This is a genomic window from Blastococcus mobilis (genome assembly GCF_900188025.1).
GTDB lineage: Bacteria > Actinomycetota > Actinomycetes > Mycobacteriales > Geodermatophilaceae > Blastococcus_B > Blastococcus_B mobilis.
Genome location: NZ_FZNO01000025.1, coordinates 1 through 18,532, shown reverse-complemented (window position 1 = coordinate 18,532; position 18,532 = coordinate 1). Strand labels below are relative to the sequence as shown.

Here is an 18,532-nt window from a genome sequence, read left to right as displayed (position 1 = left end):
GCCGAGCGACACGGTGCAAATGAATACGTCGGGCCCGTGAGCACCGCCAGGGGGCGCTGACCCGCGGAGCCCTGGCGGATCGCCGCGACAACGTCAGCCAACCCCTGCACCTGCCCGTTGCCGACGAGGCGATCACCCATGCTGCACCTCGGCCTATTGCTGCGCCTCGGCCTGTTGCTGCTCGACGGCTTTCGGCGAGGGGTGGACCGTCACTGCGGTTCCGCCGGCGCCGAAGGTGGCCGTCGGCGAAGCGCCGGTGTCCCGGTCGCCGGTGCCCAGCCACCATGCTGCGGCATCCGCCGACGCAGATCCCTCGAGCACCAGACGATCGGGAGGCACACCGTCGCGGATCAGTTGACCCCACAGGGCAGCAGGCACGGCGACGGTGCCACCGCCCGCCTCCGGCCCGGTGATCCAGGCGGCCACCGCCTCGGTGGGCGGTCGGGGCGCCGCAGCGGGGAGGAACAGGGCGCCGACGACGACCACCAGCAGCACCGGCACGGCGACGGCCGCGCGGACCAGGGGATGTGACCGCTGGGCCGCCGGGCGGACCCGCGAGGCTTCGCTGAGCAGCGCCGCGAGCAGCGCCACGGCGCACAGTGCCACGGCGAGCGCGACACCAGCGGCCGGCCAGGGCAGAGCCGCCAGGACCACGGCGGAACCTGCGACGGCCGCCAGCGGCCGGAGGGCGCGGTTCCACGACGCGGCGGCCACGAGCAGGACGCCGAGGAGCAGGACCACGGTCCGGACGGTGGGGTCGCCGGGCAGATAACCGGGACGGGTCCCCAGGTAGGCGATCAGGCCGGCGGCCAGCAGGAACACCGCGGAGATCAGCCACCGCGCGATACGGTCACCCGCCGTTTCGGGTCGGGCGTGGCGCGGCCCGGAGCCAGCGTGCCCGGCGATGGGCCGCTGACGAATGCCCGACACGACGAGCCAGCCGACGACCAGCAGCACGGCGATGACCGGAGCGGTCAGCACCCCCGCGGTGATGGCCAGGCCCCCGAGCACCGCCCCGGTCCGGCCGGCGACGAGGCCGAGCACCAGCAGCCCGGCCGCCGCCCAGGCAGCGCCGAGCAACCCGGGGCCGATCGTGGCCAGGATGGAGACCGCCGGCCCCATCACCAGCACCGCCGCCAGCACCATGCCCACGGCTCCAGGACGCAACCGGCGGGTGAACACCAGCGTCACGAGACAGCCGACGAGGACCGCTGTGGCCAGGACTGCGAGTTCCCGGCCTCCCGTCACCACCGAGGAGTGACGGGAGAACGCGCCGGTCAGGCCGGCATAGCCGACGAGCTGCTCACGGGCCAGGAACTCCGCCGGGCCGACGGAGGGCGCCGAGGATGCCCCCGTCACGCCGGCCAGCGCGCTGGCGACGAGCCGGCTCTCACCAGGGGACGGCGGCAGCGATCCGGCGACGACCGCCACCCGGACGACGACAGCGGCGGCGAGGCAGCCGACCCCGGCGAGCGCCAGCACTCCGCGGACCCGGGCCAACGTTGCCGCCGGGACCGCCAGACGAGGCCATCGGCGGGCGGCGAGCCGGTGGAGCACCTGGAGCAGGATCCAGATCCCGAGGACCCCGCCGAGCCAGGGCAGGACGAGGAAGAACAACTGCAGGACGTGCAGGGTCGTCGTGAGGACGTCCCCGGTCCGGATTGCGGCATCGACGCTGTGCAGGTAGTCCTGCATCGCCTGCCAGAGCACCGGAAGAACGATCGGCGCGGCGATGAGGAAGACCGAGAGGCCGAGGACCAGGAGCGGCACCGTGACCGCCACCCACAGCACGATCACTCGCCGTGCCTTGGGCCTCAGCTCACGCACCTTGGGGTGGGTGGGGCGCCCCGGCACGAGGCTGGTGAGAACCGGGCCCACGAAGCCGAACAGGTCGGGCACCCCGACCAGGTCGGCCAGGATGAAGAACCCGTCGAACCGGACGGACGGGATGAACTGGTAGGCGGTCTCGACGTGCATGCCGATGAGCGCCACCAGCAGCCAGGGCTCCCCGGTGGCCAGGTAGAGCCCGCTCATCCCGGCCATGAAGATGGCGTCGAAGTAGGGACCGCCCAGGTCGGTGCGCAATCGGCCGACACGGCTGAGCCGGTAGGAGTCGGTGACGGTGCTGTAGAACGCCGGCCAGACCAGGTAGAGGCCGACCCCCATGCCGCCCGGGGTGCCCCCTCCGTACCGGCAGGCGGTGACGTGGCCGAATTCGTGGAACGCCCCGCTCACCATGGCCAGGGCGAAGACCACGAGGATGAGCACCGGCTGGTGGACCATCTGGAGCAGGCCGGCCGTGAACTGGTCGAGGAGGCCGCCCTGGCTGATGATCAGGACGTCGAGGCCGATGAACACCGCCAGCGCCGCCACCCACACCGGGCGGGCGAACAGCGGCCCGAACATCCCGGCGATCCGCCATGCCGCCCCAGCGGGAACCACATCGACGCGATAGCGCAGTGCCAGCAGGGGGTCGGACTTCACCGGCGCGGGCGAGGCACTCCCGGCCGTGTCACCGGACCCGTCCCCCCCGTCGTCGGCGGCCGGGATCTCGTGCGCCTCGGGAGCGATGACCCCGACGGGGCGGAGCCGGTCGGTGACGAGGTAGGACACGTCCTCGGCGGTGAGGTCCATGCCGAACTCGGCGCTGAGGTCGGTGGCGATCTCCCGGGCGGTGCGGCCGTCCAGTGAGCCCGCCACCCGGTACAGGAGCCGGGGCAGCTGCATGACCTGCCCGTCGCTCCGGCGCAGCAGGTATTTCGGTTCCTCGTAGCCGGAGTCCGGGAAGACACCGAGCAGTTCGGCGCCCTCGGCCAGCCGGTGGACCGCAGCCTCGGCAGCACGGGTCGTCCCGTCACCGTCCGTCCGCTCGCGGCTGACCGGGTCCTCGCCCGCGGCCGCCGGCGGCGCCAGGACTGCGTTCTCTCCCACGGTGCCCTCTCCGTCGACCCAGAGTTCCCGTCGACTGGCTCGGCCTGTACGTAGATGCGCCCGCTACGGCCCAGCGGCATACACGTGATCGCGGGAGGGGGCCCTCGGGCCACCCTCCCGCGATCCTTGCTCCCACAGTGAGGTCACGCCGCGAAGCGGCTGAACCACGACGTGAGACGAGGGGACATGGGGGATGCAGCGGGAGGGGCCACCGGGCAGGCGCCCCCTCCCGCTACCGACCCGGTCGGGTCAGGTTGGATCATCCCGCGGTGGCCGTGGCCCGGGCGTCCTGGGTGACGGTGACGTCGCGGACCTCGCTGTCCTCGATCTTGATGACCGAGATGTTGGTGGCCACGGCGACGGCCTTGTTGTTGCCGCCGTTCTTCTTCTTGCCACCCCACACCTTCATGGTGGTCCGGGCGGGGAGCAGGTCGATGGTCTGGTTCTCGAACATGAGATCTCCTCAGGTCGTGGCTGTGTGGACTTCGCAGCAGGCGGTGGACCACTCCGCTGGAGTGGACCCGTCCGAACCTCCCGTCCGCCCGGGACTGCCGACCCCGGCTGACCGAGGACGACGCGGAACAGATTCGCGGTAGGGCCGAGACTCGGGCATCCGGGGTCGTCACCGGTCGCTACTGATTCGCCGGGTGGGTACCCCGTATCCGGAGCCGCGGATCCCACGATGCCGGGCCCCCCGCACCACGTACCCGTCCGCTCGAACCGCGTAGATGTGTGAGCGCACGCGGCTAGGGGTCCCGGAGCGGCTACAGGAGTGGTACTAGTCCACGGATGCGCACTTAGCCGTGGGTGACCATCCTTTTCGCCCCTCCAGATGCCCGTATGCACGGAAGATCCCAAAGATGGTGAGGAAGTCATGAGTCGCGGTAGTCAGCTCTCCGCGTATGTGCTCATCCCAGCTCTGCTGCTCGGCGTGCTCACGGCGTTCTGGAACTCCAGTAGTGCCTGGGCCGCGAGCAGCTCGTCCGGGGACCCCGGCGAGCCAGGTTCCTCCAGCGTGACCAGCGTGAGCAGCGTGTCGTGCTCCGGGGACCCATGCTCCAGTTCCAGCGTGAGCATCGTGTCGTGCTCCGGGAACGTGTGCACGGTGACGCTGTCGGGCGACGCCGTGGTGAGTGTCCAGGACACGACGTTCTCCGTCGAGCGCATCGAGAACGGCCGGGCGACACTCCGCGTGAACGATCAGTACGTGTCCTGCATCCAGGGTCAGACCGTCTCGGTCGGTTCGGTGACCCTGACCTGCACGCGCGTCACGAGCGACACCGTGACGTTCACGGTGTAGCTCGCCTGACCCGGCGGTGCTCCGCGACGTCCCTTCGGGAAGACACCACCCGAATCGCTCGCTCGCGGGGGCGGACAGCGCCCGCGCCGGAGGACCGGGGCGGGCGTTGAGCGTTCAGTACGAGCGAGCGTCGATCAGGTCGGGATCTCCGCGGCGAGGATCGCACCCAGGACGCCGTTGACGTACGCCGGCGAGTCGTCGGTGGACAGCGCCTTGGCCAGCTCCACCGCCTCGTCGATGACGACGGCGTCGGGGACGTCGTCGGCCCACAGCAGCTCGAACACCGCCATGCGCAGGATCGCCCGGTCGACGTCGGGCAGCCGGTCGAGCGACCAGTTGGCCGCATGCGCCTCGATCAGCTCGTCGATGCGGGAGGCGTGCCCGGCGACGCCCTCCACCAGCCGGATCGTGTGCTCGGGCACCGGCGGGTTCGCCGTCTCGATCCGGTCGTGCAGGACGGCCAGCCGGTCACCACCCCGCACGTCGGCCTCGTAGAGGACGTCGACGGCGCGCTTGCGCGCCTTGGAGCGGGCAGCCATTGGAGGTGCCGTGCTCAGTTGACGCGGCCGAGGTACCGGCCGTCACGGGTGTCGACCTTCAGCTTCTCGCCGGTGGTGATGAACAGCGGGACCTGGATCTGCGCGCCGGTCTCCAGGGTGGCGGGCTTGGTGCCGCCCGTGGAGCGGTCGCCCTGCAGGCCGGGGTCGGTGTGCTCGACGACGAGCTCCATCGTGACCGGGAGCTCGACGTACAGCGGGGTGCTGTCGTGCACGGCGACGACGACCTCGGTGTTCTCGAGGAGGTAGTTCGCGCCGTCGCCCACGGTGGCGGCCGACACGTGGATCTGGTCGTAGGTGTCGCCGTCCATGAAGACGAAGTCGGTGCCGTCCTTGTACAGGTAGGTCATCGACCGCTTGTCGACGTTGGCGGTCTCGACCTTGGTGCCGGCGTTGAAGGTCTTGTCGACGACCTTGCCCGAGAGCACGTTCTTCAGCGTCGTCCGCACGAAGGCACCGCCCTTGCCGGGCTTGACGTGCTGGAACTCGGTGACGGTCCAGAGCTGGCCGTCGAGGTTGAGGACCATGCCGTTCTTGAGATCGTTCGTGGTAGCCATCAGAGGACCAGCAGTTCCTTGCTCGTGAGGGTCAACAGTTCGGGCGCGTCGTCCGTGACGACCAAGGTGTCCTCGATCCGGACCCCGCCGTGGCCGGGGAGGTAGACCCCCGGCTCCACGGTGACGGCCATGCCGGCGGCCAGCCTACCCGCGCCCAGCGGGCCGATGCCCGGCGCCTCGTGGATCTCCAGGCCCACGCCGTGACCCAGGCCGTGGGTGAAGTGCTCGCCGTGACCCGCGGCGGCGATCACCTCCCGCGACGCCGCGTCCACCGCGACGACGTCTGCACCGACCGTGAGGGCTGCCCGGCCGACCGCCTGCGCGGCCGCGACCAGCTCGTAGATCTCCCGCTGCCAGTCCGCGGCATGCCCCAGGACGACGGTGCGCGTCATGTCGGAGTGGTAACCGTCGACCGTCGCGCCGAAGTCGAGCTTGAGGAAGTCCCCGTCGCGCAGCACGGTGGCGTCGGGCCGGTGGTGCGGGATCGCGGAGTTCACTCCGGTGGCGACGATCGTCTCGAAGGACGGCGCCTCGGCACCCAGGCTCAGCATGCGGGCGTCGAGCTCCCGGCCCACCTCCAGCTCCGTCCGGCCGGGGCGCAGCGTCCCCTCGGCGGCGAGCTCGGCGAGGGCCCGGTCGGCCACCGCGCAGGCCCGGCGCAGGGACTCGATCTCGTCGTCGTCCTTGATCGCCCGCTGGGCCTCGACGGCCCGCCGGACCGAGGCAAGCTCCGGTGCCGACCCGCCGTCGGCGGCATCCACGACCACCTTCTCCAGCTGTGCCAGCCCGTCGACGGTGAGGTCGTGGGACTCGTAGCCCAGCCGACCGGCTCCGCGCCGCACCGCCTCCCGGGCGATCCCCGCGACGGTCGCGCGGTCGACCAGCACCTCGATGTCGGGGACCTGCGCCCCGGCCTGGGTCGTGTAACGACCGTCGGTGCCGAACAGATCCGCCCCGGAGGTGTGCACCAGCAGCACCCCGTTGGACCCGGTGAAGCCGGTCAGGTAGCGGACGTTGAGCAGATTGGTGACCAGGACGGCGTCCAGTCCCCGCTCGCCGGCGACCGCCCGCAGCCGGTCCCGCCGGTCGGCGTGGGAGCTCACTTGACGCCCTGCTGTGCGAGCCAGCCCAGGGCCAGGATGTAGCCGCTCACCCCGAGGCCGGCGATCACGCCGTCGGCCACCCCGGAGACGTAGGAGTGGCGCCGGAACTCCTCGCGCGCGTGGATGTTGGTGATGTGCACCTCGACCAGCGGTGCGTTCAGCGCGGCCAGTGCGTCTCGCAGGACCACCGAGGTGTGCGACCAGCCGCCGGGGTTGATCAGCACCGGGTCGCCGGCGTCGGAGGCGGCGTGCACCCAGCGCAGCATCTCGGCCTCGTCGTCGGTCTGGCGGACCTGCACCTCCACGCCCAGCTCGCGCCCGGTCGTCTCCACCAGCTCCACGAGCTCGGCGTAGGTGGTCGTGCCGTACTTCTCCGGCTCGCGGAGGCCGAGCCGACCGAGGTTGGCTCCGTTCAACACCTGGATGGTCATGCCGCTCCTGCGCTCGGTGGGGTGGTCGGGTGGGTGGACACGGCCGCCCATGCGGCGTCGAGCCACGCCTGGGCGGGGTCGGTCAGGATCGTGGGGTTGCCCAACCCGTCGAGGACGACGAACCGGAGGGACCCGCCGCGGGCCTTCTTGTCCACCCGCATCACCGACTGGAGGGTGGCCCAGTCGCCGGCGTACCTGGTCGGCAACCCCATGGCCTCGATCAGCGTCCGGTGCCGGTCGACCTCCGCCCGGGTCAGCAGGTTCGCCTGCCCGGCCAGCTCGGCGGCGAACACGAGCCCGACGGCGACGGCCTCCCCGTGGCGCCAGCCGAAGTCCTCCACCCGCTCGATGGCGTGCGCGAGGGTGTGCCCGTAGTTGAGGAACTCGCGCCGGCCCAGGTCGTACAGGTCGTCACCGACCGCGTCGGCCTTCACCTGCACGGCACGCTCGATGAGCTCCGCGGTGTCCCGGCGCCCGCTCGGGTCGCCGTCGAGCAGGTCGAGGATCACCGGGTCCGCGATGAACCCGCACTTGACGACCTCGGCCAGGCCGGACCGGAACTCCGCCTGCGGCAACCCGGCGAGGGCGTCGCTGTCGGCGAGCACCGCTGCGGGCGGGTGGAAGGCGCCGACCAGGTTCTTGCCGGCGGCGGTGTTGATGCCGGTCTTGCCCCCGACGGCGGCGTCGACCATGCCGAGCAGGCTGGTGGGCACCTGCACGATGCGCACGCCACGGGCCCAGGTGGCCGCCGCGAAGCCGGCCAGGTCGGTGACGGCTCCCCCGCCGATGGCGACCACCGCGTCGGAGCGGGTCAGCCCCAGCCGGCCGAACTCCTCCCAGAGCCCGGCGGCCACCTCGGCGGTCTTCGCGGCCTCCCCGTCAGGGACGACGACGGCCTCGGCAGCCACCCCGGCCGACTGCAGGGTCTCCACGGCGGCTCCCGCCGCGGCGGCCAGTGGCGGGGCGTGCACGACCACGGCCTTCGCGGTCCCGGCCAGGACCAGGCCGAGCTCGGCCTGGGCGCCGGGCCCGATGACCACCTCGTAGGGCGTCGGTCCGTGAACGGTCACCCGCCTCGATGGCCTTCGTCCGCTCCCGCGGGGTGCTCCGCCGCTCATCGGCCGGTCCGGGTGGCCGCGAGGGCGGAGAGGACCTCGGCGACGACGTCCTCGGGCGTGCGGCCGCCGGTCTGCACCGTCAGCGTGGCCACCTCCTCGTACAGGGGGGCACGGGTCTCGAGCATGTGCCGCAGCATGGCGCGCGGGTTGACCCCGAGGACGGGGCGGTCACGGGAGAGGCCGACCCGCTTGGCCGCCGAGGGCAGGTCGACGTCCAACCACACGACGGTTCCACCCCCGCGCCCGTAGGCGACCAGCAACTCCCGCGTCGCGGCGCTGGTCACCGCTCCCCCGCCGAGCGCGAGGACTCCCTCGTGGCCGGCCACGGCCGTGGCGACGGCCTGTTCCTCGAGGGCACGGAAGTGCGGCTCGCCCTCGGAGACGAACAGATCGGCGACGCTGGAACCCGTGGTGGTCTCGATGTCGTGGTCGGTGTCCCGGAACGCCGCACCGAGTGCCTCGGCCAGCGCCGTCCCGACCGTCGTCTTGCCCGACGCGGGGGGCCCGACCAGCACCAGCAGCGGTGCACTCACCGGTCCTCCTCGCCGCCGCCCGTCGGCCGCGTTCGCAGCCCGTGGGCTGTCCCCGGCTGAGCTCGCACGCTCACTCACCGGATCGCGAGGGCGTCGAGGTAGGCCCGCGCGTTGCGGCGGGTCTCGCTCACCGAGTCGCCGCCGAACTTCTCCAGGACGGCGTCGGCCAGCACCAGCGCGACCATCGCCTCCATCACCACGCTGCCCCGGGGCACCGCGCAGGCGTCGCTGCGCTGGTTGATCGCGACGGCGGGCTCCAGGGTGGTGGTGTCGACCGTGGCGAGGGCGCGCGGGACGGTCGAGATCGGCTTCATCGCCGCGCGCACCCGGAGGACCTCACCGTTGGTCATGCCGCCCTCGATGCCGCCGGCGCGGTCGGTCAGCCGCTGGACGCGTCCGTCGGCCAGCACGATCTCGTCGTGCGCCACGGAGCCCCGTCGACGGGCCGTCTCCAGACCGTCGCCGACCTCGACGGCCTTGACCGACTGGACGCCCATCAGGGCTCCGGCCAGCCGGGAGTCCAGCCGCCGGTCCCAGTGCACGTGGCTGCCCAGGCCCGGCGGCAGCCCGTGGACGACGACCTCGATGACCCCGCCGAGGGTGTCGCCGTTCTTCCGCACGTCGTCGATCTCGGCGACCATGCGCGCGCTGGTGGCGGGGTCGACGCAGCGGACCGGGTCCTCGTCGATGCGCCCGTTGTCCTGCGGGCCCGGGACGACGCCATCGGGCAGCACCACCGGGCCGATGGCGACGACGTGGCTGACCACCTCGACGCCCAGCGCCTGGCGGAGAAAGGCCTGGGCGACCGCCCCGAGGGCCACCCGGGAGGCGGTCTCCCGGGCGCTGGCCCGCTCCAGCACCGGACGGGCGTCGTCGAACCCGTACTTCTGCATCCCGGCGAGGTCGGCGTGGCCGGGCCGGGGTCGGGTGAGCGGCGCGTTGCGCGCCTGACCCGCCAGCACCTCCGGGTCCACCGGGTCGGCCGACATCACCGTCGACCACTTGGGCCACTCGGTGTTGCCGACCTGGATCGCGATCGGACCGCCCTGGGTGCGACCGTGCCGGACCCCGCCGGTGAGGGTGACCTCGTCCTGCTCGAAGGACATCCGCGCGCCCCGGCCGTGACCGAGGCGACGGCGAGCGAGCTGCAGGTCGATGTCGGAGGTCTGCACCTCGACGCCGGCGGGCAGGCCCTCGAGGATCGCGGTGAGCTGCTGACCGTGCGATTCACCTGCGGTCAGCCAGCGCAACATGCCCCCGATTCTGCCAGGCGGGTGCCGCGGTCCTCGCCGGACGTCCTCAGCCGAGGGCGCCGGGCCCGGCCAGACCGAGGGCCAGCACGGCTCCCACCAGCAGCGGCGGTCCGAACGGCAACGCCGTCCGCCAGCCCGCCCGCCTGAGCGCCACCAGGACCACCGACGTGAGCGTCCCCGTCAGCAGGCCCAGGAAGATCCCGGCGAGCAGCACCCCCCAGCCGAACCAGCCCAGGACGAGGCCGAGCAGCCCGAGCAGCTTCACGTCGCCGAAGCCCAGCCCGTCCGGTGTGATCGCCGCGGTGCCGGCCGCGACCGCGAAGGCGGCGGCCGCCGCGACGAGCGCGCGCACCAGCGCCGTCCAGGTGCCGTGCACTGCCGCGTCCGCCAGGAGGGCTGCGCTGCAGACTGCGTATGCGGGGTAGGTGACGCGGTCGGGCAGCCGATGACTGGCGAGATCGACCGCGCCGAGGACCACACCCGCCGCGGCCACCCAGGCCAGGCCGACCGTCGCCGGCCGGAACCCGCCGAGCAGCACGGCGCCGGTGACCAGCGCCGCGACGAGCACCGTGATCGCCACCCCCCGTGACCGCCCGGGGGTGGCCGCCTCGTCCCGGGTGGCGAGGCGGGCCGCGGTGACGGCCAGCCGGGGCCCCAGGGCGCCCCCGACCACCAGCGCGAACCAGACGAGGACGGGGTGGGCGACCTGCACGGGCTCAGCGGGTGGCGAGCGCCGCGTCGAGGGCGGCGCGCATGGCCTCGATCGGCGCCGGCATCCCGGTCATCAGCTCCACCTGCACCGTCGCCTGCCAGAACAGCACGTCCAGCCCCCCGGCGACCGTGCCGCCGAGAGCGGCGACGCGGTCGGCGAGCGCGGTCGGCCAGGGGTCGTAGAGCACGTCGAGCAGGGTGTGCCCTCTCCGCCACGGCAGCGCCATGACCGCCGGCTGCGCGCCCACGGGCACCGTGCTGACGATCAGTGGCGCGTCGAGGACGGCGGTGTCGAGCCGAGCGACCGCGACCGACACCCCGAGGGTCTCGAGGACCCGGACCACGTCGCCGGCCCGCGCCGGCTCCCGGACGACGACGTCGACGTGCTCGGCGCCGAGTGAGGCCACGGCCACCGCCGCGGCGGCCGCCGTCCCCCCGGCACCCAGGATCGCGGCGGACCCCACCTGCTCGACCCCCGCGAGCTGCAAGGCCATGCCGATGCCGGTGACGTCGGTGTTCTCCGCCCGCCACCCCGCGTCGGTGCGCACCAGGGTGTTCGCGGCGTGCAGCAGGCGCGGCAGGGGCTCCACCACGTCCGCGGCGTCCACCGCCGCCTGCTTGCACGGCATGGTCACCGAGAAGCCCCGCCACTCCTCACCGAGCCCGGCCAGGAGCACCGGGAGGTCCTCGGCGCCGATGTCGAGGGCGTCGTAGGTCCAGTCGGTGAGCCCGAGCGCCGCGTAGGCGGCACGGTGCAGGACCGGGGAGAGCGAGTGACCGACCGGACGCCCCAGCACGGCGGCCCGCCGGCTCCCTCCCGGAGAGGTCCCCCCGTCAGCCACCGCAGCCGAGGCCGGCTTCGGCACACCGCTGCCGCGCGGCCTGGAACTCCGCGTAGTCGCTGGTGAAGAAGTGCCGCCCCTCGGCGGTCTCCAGGACGTAGTACAGGAGGTCACCCGAGCTCGGCGCCAGAGCGGCCTCCAGGCTCGCCTCCCCCGGGGAACTGATCGCGGTGGGCGGCAGTCCGGTGCGGGTGCGGGTGTTGTACGGCCCGTCGGTCCGCAGGTCGGCCGCGGTCAGGTCGTTGCCGCTCTTGCCGAGACCGAAGGCGAGCGTGGCGTCGATGCCGAGTGCGATGCCCTGGTCGAGCCGGTTGTAGATGACCTGGCCCACGTCCGGACGTTCCTCGTCGAGCCGGGTCTCGGACTGGATCATCGAGGCGACGGTGACGACGTCCATCGGAGAACGCCCGGCCGCCGCCGCACGCTGCTCGAGCTGGAGGCGGGCAGCGACCTCGGTGAACTGCTGCACCATCCCGCGGAGGATGTCCACCGACGTGTCGTCGGGCTCGACCTCGTAGGTCGCCGGGAAGAGGAAGCCCTCCAGCTGACCGTTGGTGTAGGCGGGCAGACCGAGCGCGGCCGGGTCGGCCGCCGCCGCCCGGATGTCCTCGATCGGCCGGCCGGTCTCCTCCGCGATGCGGGCCAGGGTCCGCTCGACGGTGAGCCCCTCGGGCAGCGTCACCCGTGACAGCAGCCGGGACGCGGGGTCCAGCAGGTGCTCCAGGGCGGCCTGACCGCTCATCTGCAGCCGCATCTCGTACACGCCCGGCTGGATGCCCACCGCTGCGGCGTCGGCCTCGGCCGCGTCGACGAAGGGGCCGACGGATGCGATGACGTCCGCCGTGACCAGGGTGCGCGCGATGTCGCTGAGCGTGTCGCCGTCCTGGACCCGGACCTGGACCTCGCCGGAGCCCTGACCGGTGTAGTCCTGAGCCGTCGGGTCGACGAGCTCGACGAGCCGCTGGCCGCCCAGGACGATGCCCACCACGAGGCCGGCCAGTACCAGCAGGCTCGCCACCACCGCGATCGGGTTACGGCGCCGCCTGGTCCGGCCGTTGCGCGGGTCGTACGGCTTGACGGGGATGTCCTCGTCGTGGACGAGGGAGTCCTCGTCCGCGCCGGCGGTGTGCCGGCTCGGCTCCGGGTGCTCCGCCTGGGCGCGGCCGCCGCGGCGGCCGCGCCGTCGGGGCGCGTCCTCCTGGACGTGGGCGCCGATGACCTCCAGGCCGCCCGTCCGGTCCTCCCAGTCGTCCTGCCCCTCGTCGGGGTCGAGGGAGTGCGGGCCGGTGGCGTCGTCGTCGGCCGGAGGGGGTCCGCCCACGGCGCCGGACGCGGGCCCGGCCTGGCCGCCCGTGTCGGGCGGAGCCGGGAGCCGCGGCTGGGCGACGGTCTGGTCGTCGTCGGGATCCCGGCGCGGCTGCAGCCGGTCCCACACGCCGGCGGGGCGCGGCGGGAGCGGTGCCGACGGGTGCGAGGTCGGCAGCTCCTCGTCGCTCCACCCGCCCGTGCTCCCGGTGCCGCCGCCGCTGGAGCGGGCACTCGGCGAGTGGTCGGGGTGGTCATCGGCGGGGCCGTAGGACCACCGGTCCGGCTCGACGAGCGGACCGGTCGGGTCGTCGGACCGGTCCAGCACGGTCGGATTCCGCCGTCCCGCCGGGGTGCCGGCCTCGCCGCCGAGGGCCTGGAAGCCTCCGGTCACGTAGGGCGGAACCTCGTACCGGGCCGGCTCGTACCGGGGAGCACCGAAGCCGAGGCCCTCGGTGCGGGGCGTGACCGGGCCCTCGTGCGCAGAGTGCCGCCCGTGTCGCGGCCCGCCGAGGTCGCTCATGTGGGTGGCCGTCGACTGTCGAGGAACTGTTGCAGGATGACCACGGCGGCCGCCTGGTCGATCACCGGGCGCTGCTTGCGGCTGTCGATGCCGCCCTCACGGAGGTGACTGGCTGCGGTCACGGTCGAAAGCCTTTCGTCGATCAGGATCACCGGCACATCCGGAATGCGGTCGGCCAGTTCCTGAGCGTAATTGCTCGCGTCCTGGGCGGAGGCGCCCGACGCTCCTGACAGATGCACCGGCTCCCCCACCACCACCTCGGTCACCTCGTGTTCCACGACGAGGGCGGCGAGCCGGTCGATGTCGGACATGCTCTTGGCCCGGCGGAGGGTCTCCAGCGGGCTGGCGAGGGTGCCCGTGGGGTCGGACAGGGCCAGGCCGACCCGCGCGGTCCCCACGTCGACCCCCATGACCCGGCCGCTGCGGCGGGTGGCCGTCGGCATGCGCGGAGGGACCTTGAGGTGCTGCGGCCAGCCACCGCTCAGGTCGATCTCGGTCGTCTCGTGGGAGACCGGCGGGAAGCCCCTGCTGAGGTCGATCTCCGTCGTCGGGTGGTAGCTGGGCTGCGCACCCGTCGCGGGAGTGCGGGGCCGGGTCGGGGGGACGGCCGGCAGCTCGCGCCGCCGTCCCCCGACCGGACCGGTGTCCTCGGGGTTGTACTCGCTGTCCGACACGTTGGTCACCTTCCCGTGGCGGTCGCGACCGCCTGCTCGCCGGCCTGCAGTGCCGCGGGGATACCCGCGGGATCGGTGCCGCCCCCCTGGGCGATGTCCGTCTTGCCTCCGCCGCGGCCGCCGACCGGCGCCGCAGCCGCCCGCAGCACGTCGTTGGCCGACAGCCCACGCTCGAGTGCCGCAGGGTTGAGAGCGGCCACGAGAGCCACCTTGCCACCGGCTTCCGACGCCAGCAGGACGACGGCCGGCCGGTCGGAGAGTCGTCCACGGACGTCGAGCGCCAGCGTGCGCAGGTCGCCGCCGTTCAGCCCGGACGGCGAACCGGTGACCACCGCGACGCCGTCGACGTCCTTGGCGGCGGCGGCGAGCTGGCCGGCCGCCGCGACCGACTGCTGGGCCCGCAGCTCGGCCAGCTCCTTGTCCACGTCCCGCAGCCGCGCCAGCATCCCGCTGACCCGCTCGACCAGGCCGTCCTGCGGGGACTTCAGCAGGTCGGCCAGCTGGCGGACGAGGTCGCGCTCGCGGGCGAGGTAGCGGAAACCCTCCAGGCCGACGGCAGCCTCCACCCGCCGCGAGCCGGAGCCGACGGACGACTCACCGGTCAACGCGAGGGTGCCGATCTGCGCGCTGCCGCGTACGTGCGTGCCACCGCACAGCTCGCGCGACCACGGGCCGCCGATCTCGACCACGCGCACCTGCTCGCCGTACGTCTCGCCGAACAGCGCGAGGGCGCCGACCGCCTGGGCCTCCGGCAGCGTCATGTAGGACGCGGTGACCTTGTGGTCGGCCCGGACAGCGGCGTTGGCGACGTCCTCGATGTCGGTGCGCTGCTGCCGGCTGAGCGCGCCCTGCCAGGCGAAGTCCAGCCGCAGGTAGCCCGGGCGGTTGTACGAACCGGACTGCAGGGCCTGGGGGCCGAGGACCTGGCGCAGCGCGGCGTGCACGACGTGGGTGCCCGAGTGCGCCTGGCAGGCCGAGAGGCGCCACTCGTAGTCGACCTCGGCGGTCAGCTCCGCCCCCTCGCGCAGCTCGCCCTCGAGCACGCGCACCTGGTGGGCGACCAGGCCCTTGACCGGCCGCTGGACGTCGATGACCTCGGCCCGGCCGCCGTCCCAGGCCAGCACGCCGGCGTCGGCGACCTGACCACCGGACTCCGCGTAGAACGGCGTCCGGTCCAGGACGACACGGACGATCTCGCCCGGGCCGGTGGTGGCCGCGTCCTCTTCGCTCTCGGACACCAGCGCAAGGACCCGGGAGTCGGTGCGCAGGGTGTCGTAGGCCTGCCAGTCGGTCGGTCCGTGCTCGGCGAGCAGCCGGCGGTAGGCGGCGACGTCGACCGACCCGGTCCGCTTGGCGCGGGCGTCGGCACGGGCGCGGTCACGCTGCTCCTTCATGAGCGCGCGAAAGCCCTCCTCGTCGACGGTCACGCCCTGCTCGGCGGCCATCTCGAGGGTGACGTCGATGGGGAACCCGTAGGTGTCGTGCAGCGAGAACGCCTGGTCGCCGGAGAGCGCCGGCTTCCCGGCTGCCCTGGCCTGCTTCACCGCGGTGTCGAACAGCGTCGTCCCGGCCGAGAGGGTGCGCCGGAACGCCTCCTCCTCCGCGTAGGCGATCGCGGAGATCCGGGCGAAGTCGGTGGCGAGCTCGGGATAGCTGGCGCTCATCGCGTCACGGGACACCGGCAGCAGCTCGGGCAGGGTGGCCTCGTCGATGCCGAGCAGCTTCATCGAGCGGACGGCGCGGCGCAGCAACCGGCGCAGGATGTAGCCGCGGCCCTCGTTGCCCGGCGTGATCCCGTCGCCGATCAGCATCAGTCCGCTGCGCACGTGGTCGGCGACGACCCGGAGCCGGACGTCGACCTCGTGGTCGCGGCCGTAGGTCACCCCGGCGAGCTCGGCGGCGCGCCGCAGGACCGGGGCGACCTCGTCGATCTCGTACATGTTGTCGACGCCCTGGAGCAGGTAGGCCACCCGCTCCAGGCCCATGCCGGTGTCGATGTTCTTCTTCGGCAGTTCCCCGAGGATGCGGAACTCCTCCTTGCCACGGACCTCGTCGATCTCGTACTGCATGAAGACGAGGTTCCAGATCTCGAGGAACCGGTCACCGGCCGTGTCCACCGCCGGCCCGCCGTCCGGGCCGAACTCGGGGCCGCGGTCGATGTAGATCTCCGAGCAGGGGCCGGCCGGCCCGGGTGCCCCGGTGTGCCAGTAGTTGTCGGCCTTGCCCAGGCGCTGGATCCGCTCCTTGGGCAGCCCGGCGATCCGGTGCCAGGCGTCGGCGGCCTCGTCGTCGTCCAGGTAGACCGTGGCCCAGATCTGCTCCGGGTCGAAGCCCAGGCCGCCGTCCTCGACGCGCCCGGTGATCAGCTCCCAGGCGTGCTGGATCGCCCCGTCCTTGAAGTAGTCGCCGAAGGAGAAGTTGCCGTTCATCTGGAAGAACGTGCCGTGCCGGGTGGTCTTGCCCACCTCCTCGATGTCGAGGGTGCGAACGCACTTCTGGACGCTGGTCGCCCGCGGGTAGGGCGCGGGCTCACGGCCGGTCAGGTACGGGATGAACGGCACCATGCCGGCGACGGTGAAAAGCAGCGACGGGTCCGGGGAGATCAGCGAGGCGCTGGGGACGACGGTGTGCCCGCGCTGGGCGAAGTGCTCGAGGAAACGGCGGCGGATCTCGGCGGTCTGCATCTCAGGTCTACTCAGTTCTGCGGGGCCGGGTCGGAGCCGGTCGCTCCTGGACCCGGCCGGGGGTGGTGGTGGGCTACACCGGTCAGGCGGACTGCCCGGTGTGCCGGCCGGGCAGCTGCACCTGATCGCCGGTCGGCAGTGGCGCGTCCAGGCCGGTGCCCGCGCGCAGCTCGGCCTCGCGCTCGGCGGCCGCGGCCCGGATGTCGGCGCCGAAGTCACCGATCGCGTCGGCGAGGTCGCGCAGGCCCTCGGCGATGGAACCCGCGATGCCGGTGGGGGTCATCTTCTCGGCGGCGCGGCTGAGCCTGCGCACCACGAGGGCGCCGATGGTGATGCCCATCGCCAGCCAGAACAGCCGGCGCATCAGGCGGCCCGCCGGGCGGCGCGGCGAGCATCGCGAGAGGCCCTGCGCGCCTCCCTGTCACGGCGTGCCGCGTCAGCGAGGGCGGCACCCTCACGCTTCTTCTTGGCCGCGGTGCGGACGCCGTAGCTGAAGGCGGCGACCTTGATCAGCGGACTGCCGAGGGTGGCCGCGACCACGCTGCTCAGCGCGGCCACGTTGCTGGAGACGTTGGCGGCGTTGCCGGTGATGTCGTCCACGCGCTCGAGGTTGCTGTTGACGTGGGCGACCGTGGTGCTGGCCTGGCCCAGGATGGGGGCGCTCTGCTCACGGACCTGCCGGATGGTCAGCGTGGTCTCGTCCAGCGTGCGCCCGAGCTTGAGCAGCGGCACCGCCACCAGCACCACCAGTAGTACGAAGGCACCGGCTGCGATCAGCCCGGCGATCTCTCCTGCGGACACGCGCGCTCCTGTTCTGGGTCTCTGGTTCGCCCGGCTCGTTCGTGAGGGTTCGGCCCGGCGTGGCCACACTAGTCGCGCAGCCGTCCCTCCCCCGATCTGTATCGGCAGGCGACTCGGCGGTGACGTCGCACGACCCTCTCCGTCAGACTCCCTGCCCCAATCCGCTCCTCGCTCGTTCCTCACTGCGATGCTCCCGCGGCCGTCGCCTGACGATCCCCCCGGTCAGGCTCCGTGCCCCGCGGAAGGACCCCCCTGCCCCCCACCACTCGCAGGCTCGCGGCGGGACCCTGCAGCGCGGCCACCTGTCCCTCGTTCGTCGCTGCGATGCTCCCGCGGCTGTCGCCTGACGATCGCCCGGAGCTTCGCCAGCCGCTCCACCAACCTCGCCTCCGCCCCCCGGGCGGTCGGCCGGTAGTAGTCCTTCCCGACCAGCGCGTCCGGTGGGTACTGCTGCGGCACGACGCCGTCGGGATGGGCGTGCGGGTAGTCGTAGGTCTTGCCGTGACCGAGCTTCTTGGCCGCGGCGTAGTGGGCGTCGCGCAGCCCGGGTGGCACCGGGCCGGCCAGCCCGGCCTGCACATCGGCCATGGACTCGCTGATGCCGACCGTGACGGCGTTGGACTTCGGCGCCGTGGCCAGGTGGACGACGGCCTGGGCGAGGGGGAAGTGCCCCTCGGGCATGCCGATGAAGGCGACCGCGTCGGCGGCGGCGACCGCGGTGAGCAGCGCGGAGGGGTCGGCCATGCCGATGTCCTCGCTGGCGGAGATGACCAGCCGGCGGGCGATGAAGCGCGGGTCCTCCCCCGCCGACACCATCCGCGCCAGGTAGTGCAGCGCAGCGTCGACGTCGCTGCCACGGATGCTCTTGATCAGGGCGCTGGCGACGTCGTAGTGCTGGTCACCCTGCCGGTCGTAGCGGACCGCGGCCTGGGCGACCGCGGTCTCCAGCGTCGCCAGGTCCAGGACGTCGGCGCCCGCCGCCCTGGCCGCCCCGGCCCCGGACTCCAGCGCCGTCAGCGCCTTGCGCGCGTCTCCCCCCGCCACCCGGACGAGGTGCTGCTCGGCTTCCTCGGTGAGGGTGACCGCGCCGTCGAGACCCCGCTCGCTGGTGAGCGCCCGCCGCAGCACCGCCCGGATGTCGTCGTCGGTGAGCGGCTGCAGCGCGAGGACCAGGCTGCGCGAGAGCAGCGGGCTGACCACCGAGAAGAA

Annotated in this window: 19 protein-coding genes; 1 reads left to right on the top strand and 18 read right to left on the bottom strand. The window is 73.1% G+C overall.

Annotated elements, in window-relative coordinates:
- Positions 1 to 153 precede the first annotated feature (153 nt).
- The 3 genes from CHB94_RS19195 to CHB94_RS19185 all read right to left on the bottom strand — a co-directional run bounded on the left by CHB94_RS19195 (position 154) and on the right by CHB94_RS19185 (position 4,035).
- Positions 154 to 2,931, bottom strand: coding sequence for a hypothetical protein (locus tag CHB94_RS19195; protein ID WP_089338169.1), 2,778 nt, complete (start codon positions 2,929 to 2,931; stop codon positions 154 to 156).
- Positions 2,932 to 3,190: 259 nt separating this feature from the next.
- On the bottom strand, positions 3,191 to 3,385 hold the full coding sequence (locus tag CHB94_RS19190; RefSeq protein WP_089338168.1) for a hypothetical protein: 195 nt from the start codon (positions 3,383 to 3,385) through the stop codon (positions 3,191 to 3,193).
- Positions 3,386 to 3,819: 434 nt separating this feature from the next.
- Entirely contained in the window at positions 3,820 to 4,035 is a 216-nt protein-coding gene (locus tag CHB94_RS19185; protein ID WP_089338167.1) for a hypothetical protein, read from the bottom strand.
- A gap of 1 nt (position 4,036) precedes the next feature.
- On the opposite strand from CHB94_RS19185, the gene CHB94_RS19180 reads away from it, so the two are divergent.
- Entirely contained in the window at positions 4,037 to 4,231 is a 195-nt protein-coding gene (locus CHB94_RS19180) for a hypothetical protein (RefSeq protein ID WP_089338166.1), read from the top strand.
- A 134-nt stretch (positions 4,232 to 4,365) separates the two neighbouring features.
- On the opposite strand, the gene nusB is transcribed toward CHB94_RS19180, so the two are convergent.
- The 15 genes from nusB to CHB94_RS19105 all read right to left on the bottom strand — a co-directional run.
- Positions 4,366 to 4,770: a transcription antitermination factor NusB gene (nusB, locus tag CHB94_RS19175; RefSeq protein ID WP_089338165.1), complete on the bottom strand. Its 405-nt coding sequence runs from the start codon at positions 4,768 to 4,770 to the stop codon at positions 4,366 to 4,368.
- 14 nt (positions 4,771 to 4,784) lie between these two features.
- A complete protein-coding gene (gene efp / locus CHB94_RS19170) occupies positions 4,785 to 5,345 on the bottom strand; it encodes an elongation factor P (protein ID WP_089338164.1) in 561 nt (186 codons plus the stop codon).
- Positions 5,345 to 6,448 (bottom strand): M24 family metallopeptidase, encoded by a 1,104-nt coding sequence (locus CHB94_RS19165; protein ID WP_089338163.1) that lies wholly within the window; start codon positions 6,446 to 6,448, stop codon positions 5,345 to 5,347. Before CHB94_RS19165 ends, efp begins: the two co-directional genes overlap by 1 nt.
- Positions 6,445 to 6,879, bottom strand: coding sequence for a type II 3-dehydroquinate dehydratase (gene aroQ / locus CHB94_RS19160; RefSeq protein WP_089338162.1), 435 nt, complete (start codon positions 6,877 to 6,879; stop codon positions 6,445 to 6,447). Before aroQ ends, CHB94_RS19165 begins: the two co-directional genes overlap by 4 nt.
- Complete coding sequence (aroB, locus tag CHB94_RS19155; protein WP_254920775.1) at positions 6,876 to 7,949, bottom strand: 3-dehydroquinate synthase; 1,074 nt, start codon at positions 7,947 to 7,949, stop codon at positions 6,876 to 6,878. The genes aroQ and aroB overlap by 4 nt, the downstream gene beginning before the upstream one ends.
- A gap of 44 nt (positions 7,950 to 7,993) precedes the next feature.
- The gene (locus tag CHB94_RS19150) at positions 7,994 to 8,530 is read right to left on the bottom strand and encodes a shikimate kinase (protein WP_089338160.1); all 537 of its coding nucleotides are present in this window, start codon (positions 8,528 to 8,530) and stop codon (positions 7,994 to 7,996) included.
- A gap of 74 nt (positions 8,531 to 8,604) precedes the next feature.
- Positions 8,605 to 9,783: a chorismate synthase gene (gene aroC / locus CHB94_RS19145; protein ID WP_089338159.1), complete on the bottom strand. Its 1,179-nt coding sequence runs from the start codon at positions 9,781 to 9,783 to the stop codon at positions 8,605 to 8,607.
- 46 nt (positions 9,784 to 9,829) lie between these two features.
- Positions 9,830 to 10,495, bottom strand: coding sequence for a prepilin peptidase (locus tag CHB94_RS19140; RefSeq protein WP_089338158.1), 666 nt, complete (start codon positions 10,493 to 10,495; stop codon positions 9,830 to 9,832).
- A 4-nt stretch (positions 10,496 to 10,499) separates the two neighbouring features.
- The gene (locus CHB94_RS19135) at positions 10,500 to 11,336 is read right to left on the bottom strand and encodes a shikimate dehydrogenase (protein ID WP_089338218.1); all 837 of its coding nucleotides are present in this window, start codon (positions 11,334 to 11,336) and stop codon (positions 10,500 to 10,502) included.
- Complete coding sequence (gene mltG, locus CHB94_RS19130; RefSeq protein ID WP_089338157.1) at positions 11,329 to 13,164, bottom strand: endolytic transglycosylase MltG; 1,836 nt, start codon at positions 13,162 to 13,164, stop codon at positions 11,329 to 11,331. Before mltG ends, CHB94_RS19135 begins: the two co-directional genes overlap by 8 nt.
- Positions 13,161 to 13,838, bottom strand: coding sequence for a Holliday junction resolvase RuvX (ruvX, locus tag CHB94_RS19125; protein ID WP_089338217.1), 678 nt, complete (start codon positions 13,836 to 13,838; stop codon positions 13,161 to 13,163). Before ruvX ends, mltG begins: the two co-directional genes overlap by 4 nt.
- A 5-nt stretch (positions 13,839 to 13,843) precedes the next feature.
- Positions 13,844 to 16,522: an alanine--tRNA ligase gene (gene alaS / locus CHB94_RS19120; RefSeq protein WP_089338156.1), complete on the bottom strand. Its 2,679-nt coding sequence runs from the start codon at positions 16,520 to 16,522 to the stop codon at positions 13,844 to 13,846.
- An 82-nt stretch (positions 16,523 to 16,604) separates the two neighbouring features.
- Positions 16,605 to 16,886, bottom strand: coding sequence for a hypothetical protein (locus CHB94_RS19115; protein ID WP_089338155.1), 282 nt, complete (start codon positions 16,884 to 16,886; stop codon positions 16,605 to 16,607).
- On the bottom strand, positions 16,886 to 17,323 hold the full coding sequence (locus CHB94_RS19110; protein ID WP_089338154.1) for a DUF948 domain-containing protein: 438 nt from the start codon (positions 17,321 to 17,323) through the stop codon (positions 16,886 to 16,888). The genes CHB94_RS19115 and CHB94_RS19110 overlap by 1 nt, the downstream gene beginning before the upstream one ends.
- 222 nt (positions 17,324 to 17,545) lie before the next feature.
- Positions 17,546 to 18,532 (bottom strand): AAA family ATPase (locus CHB94_RS19105; protein WP_254920774.1); only part of this gene is annotated, 987 nt, incomplete at its 5' end.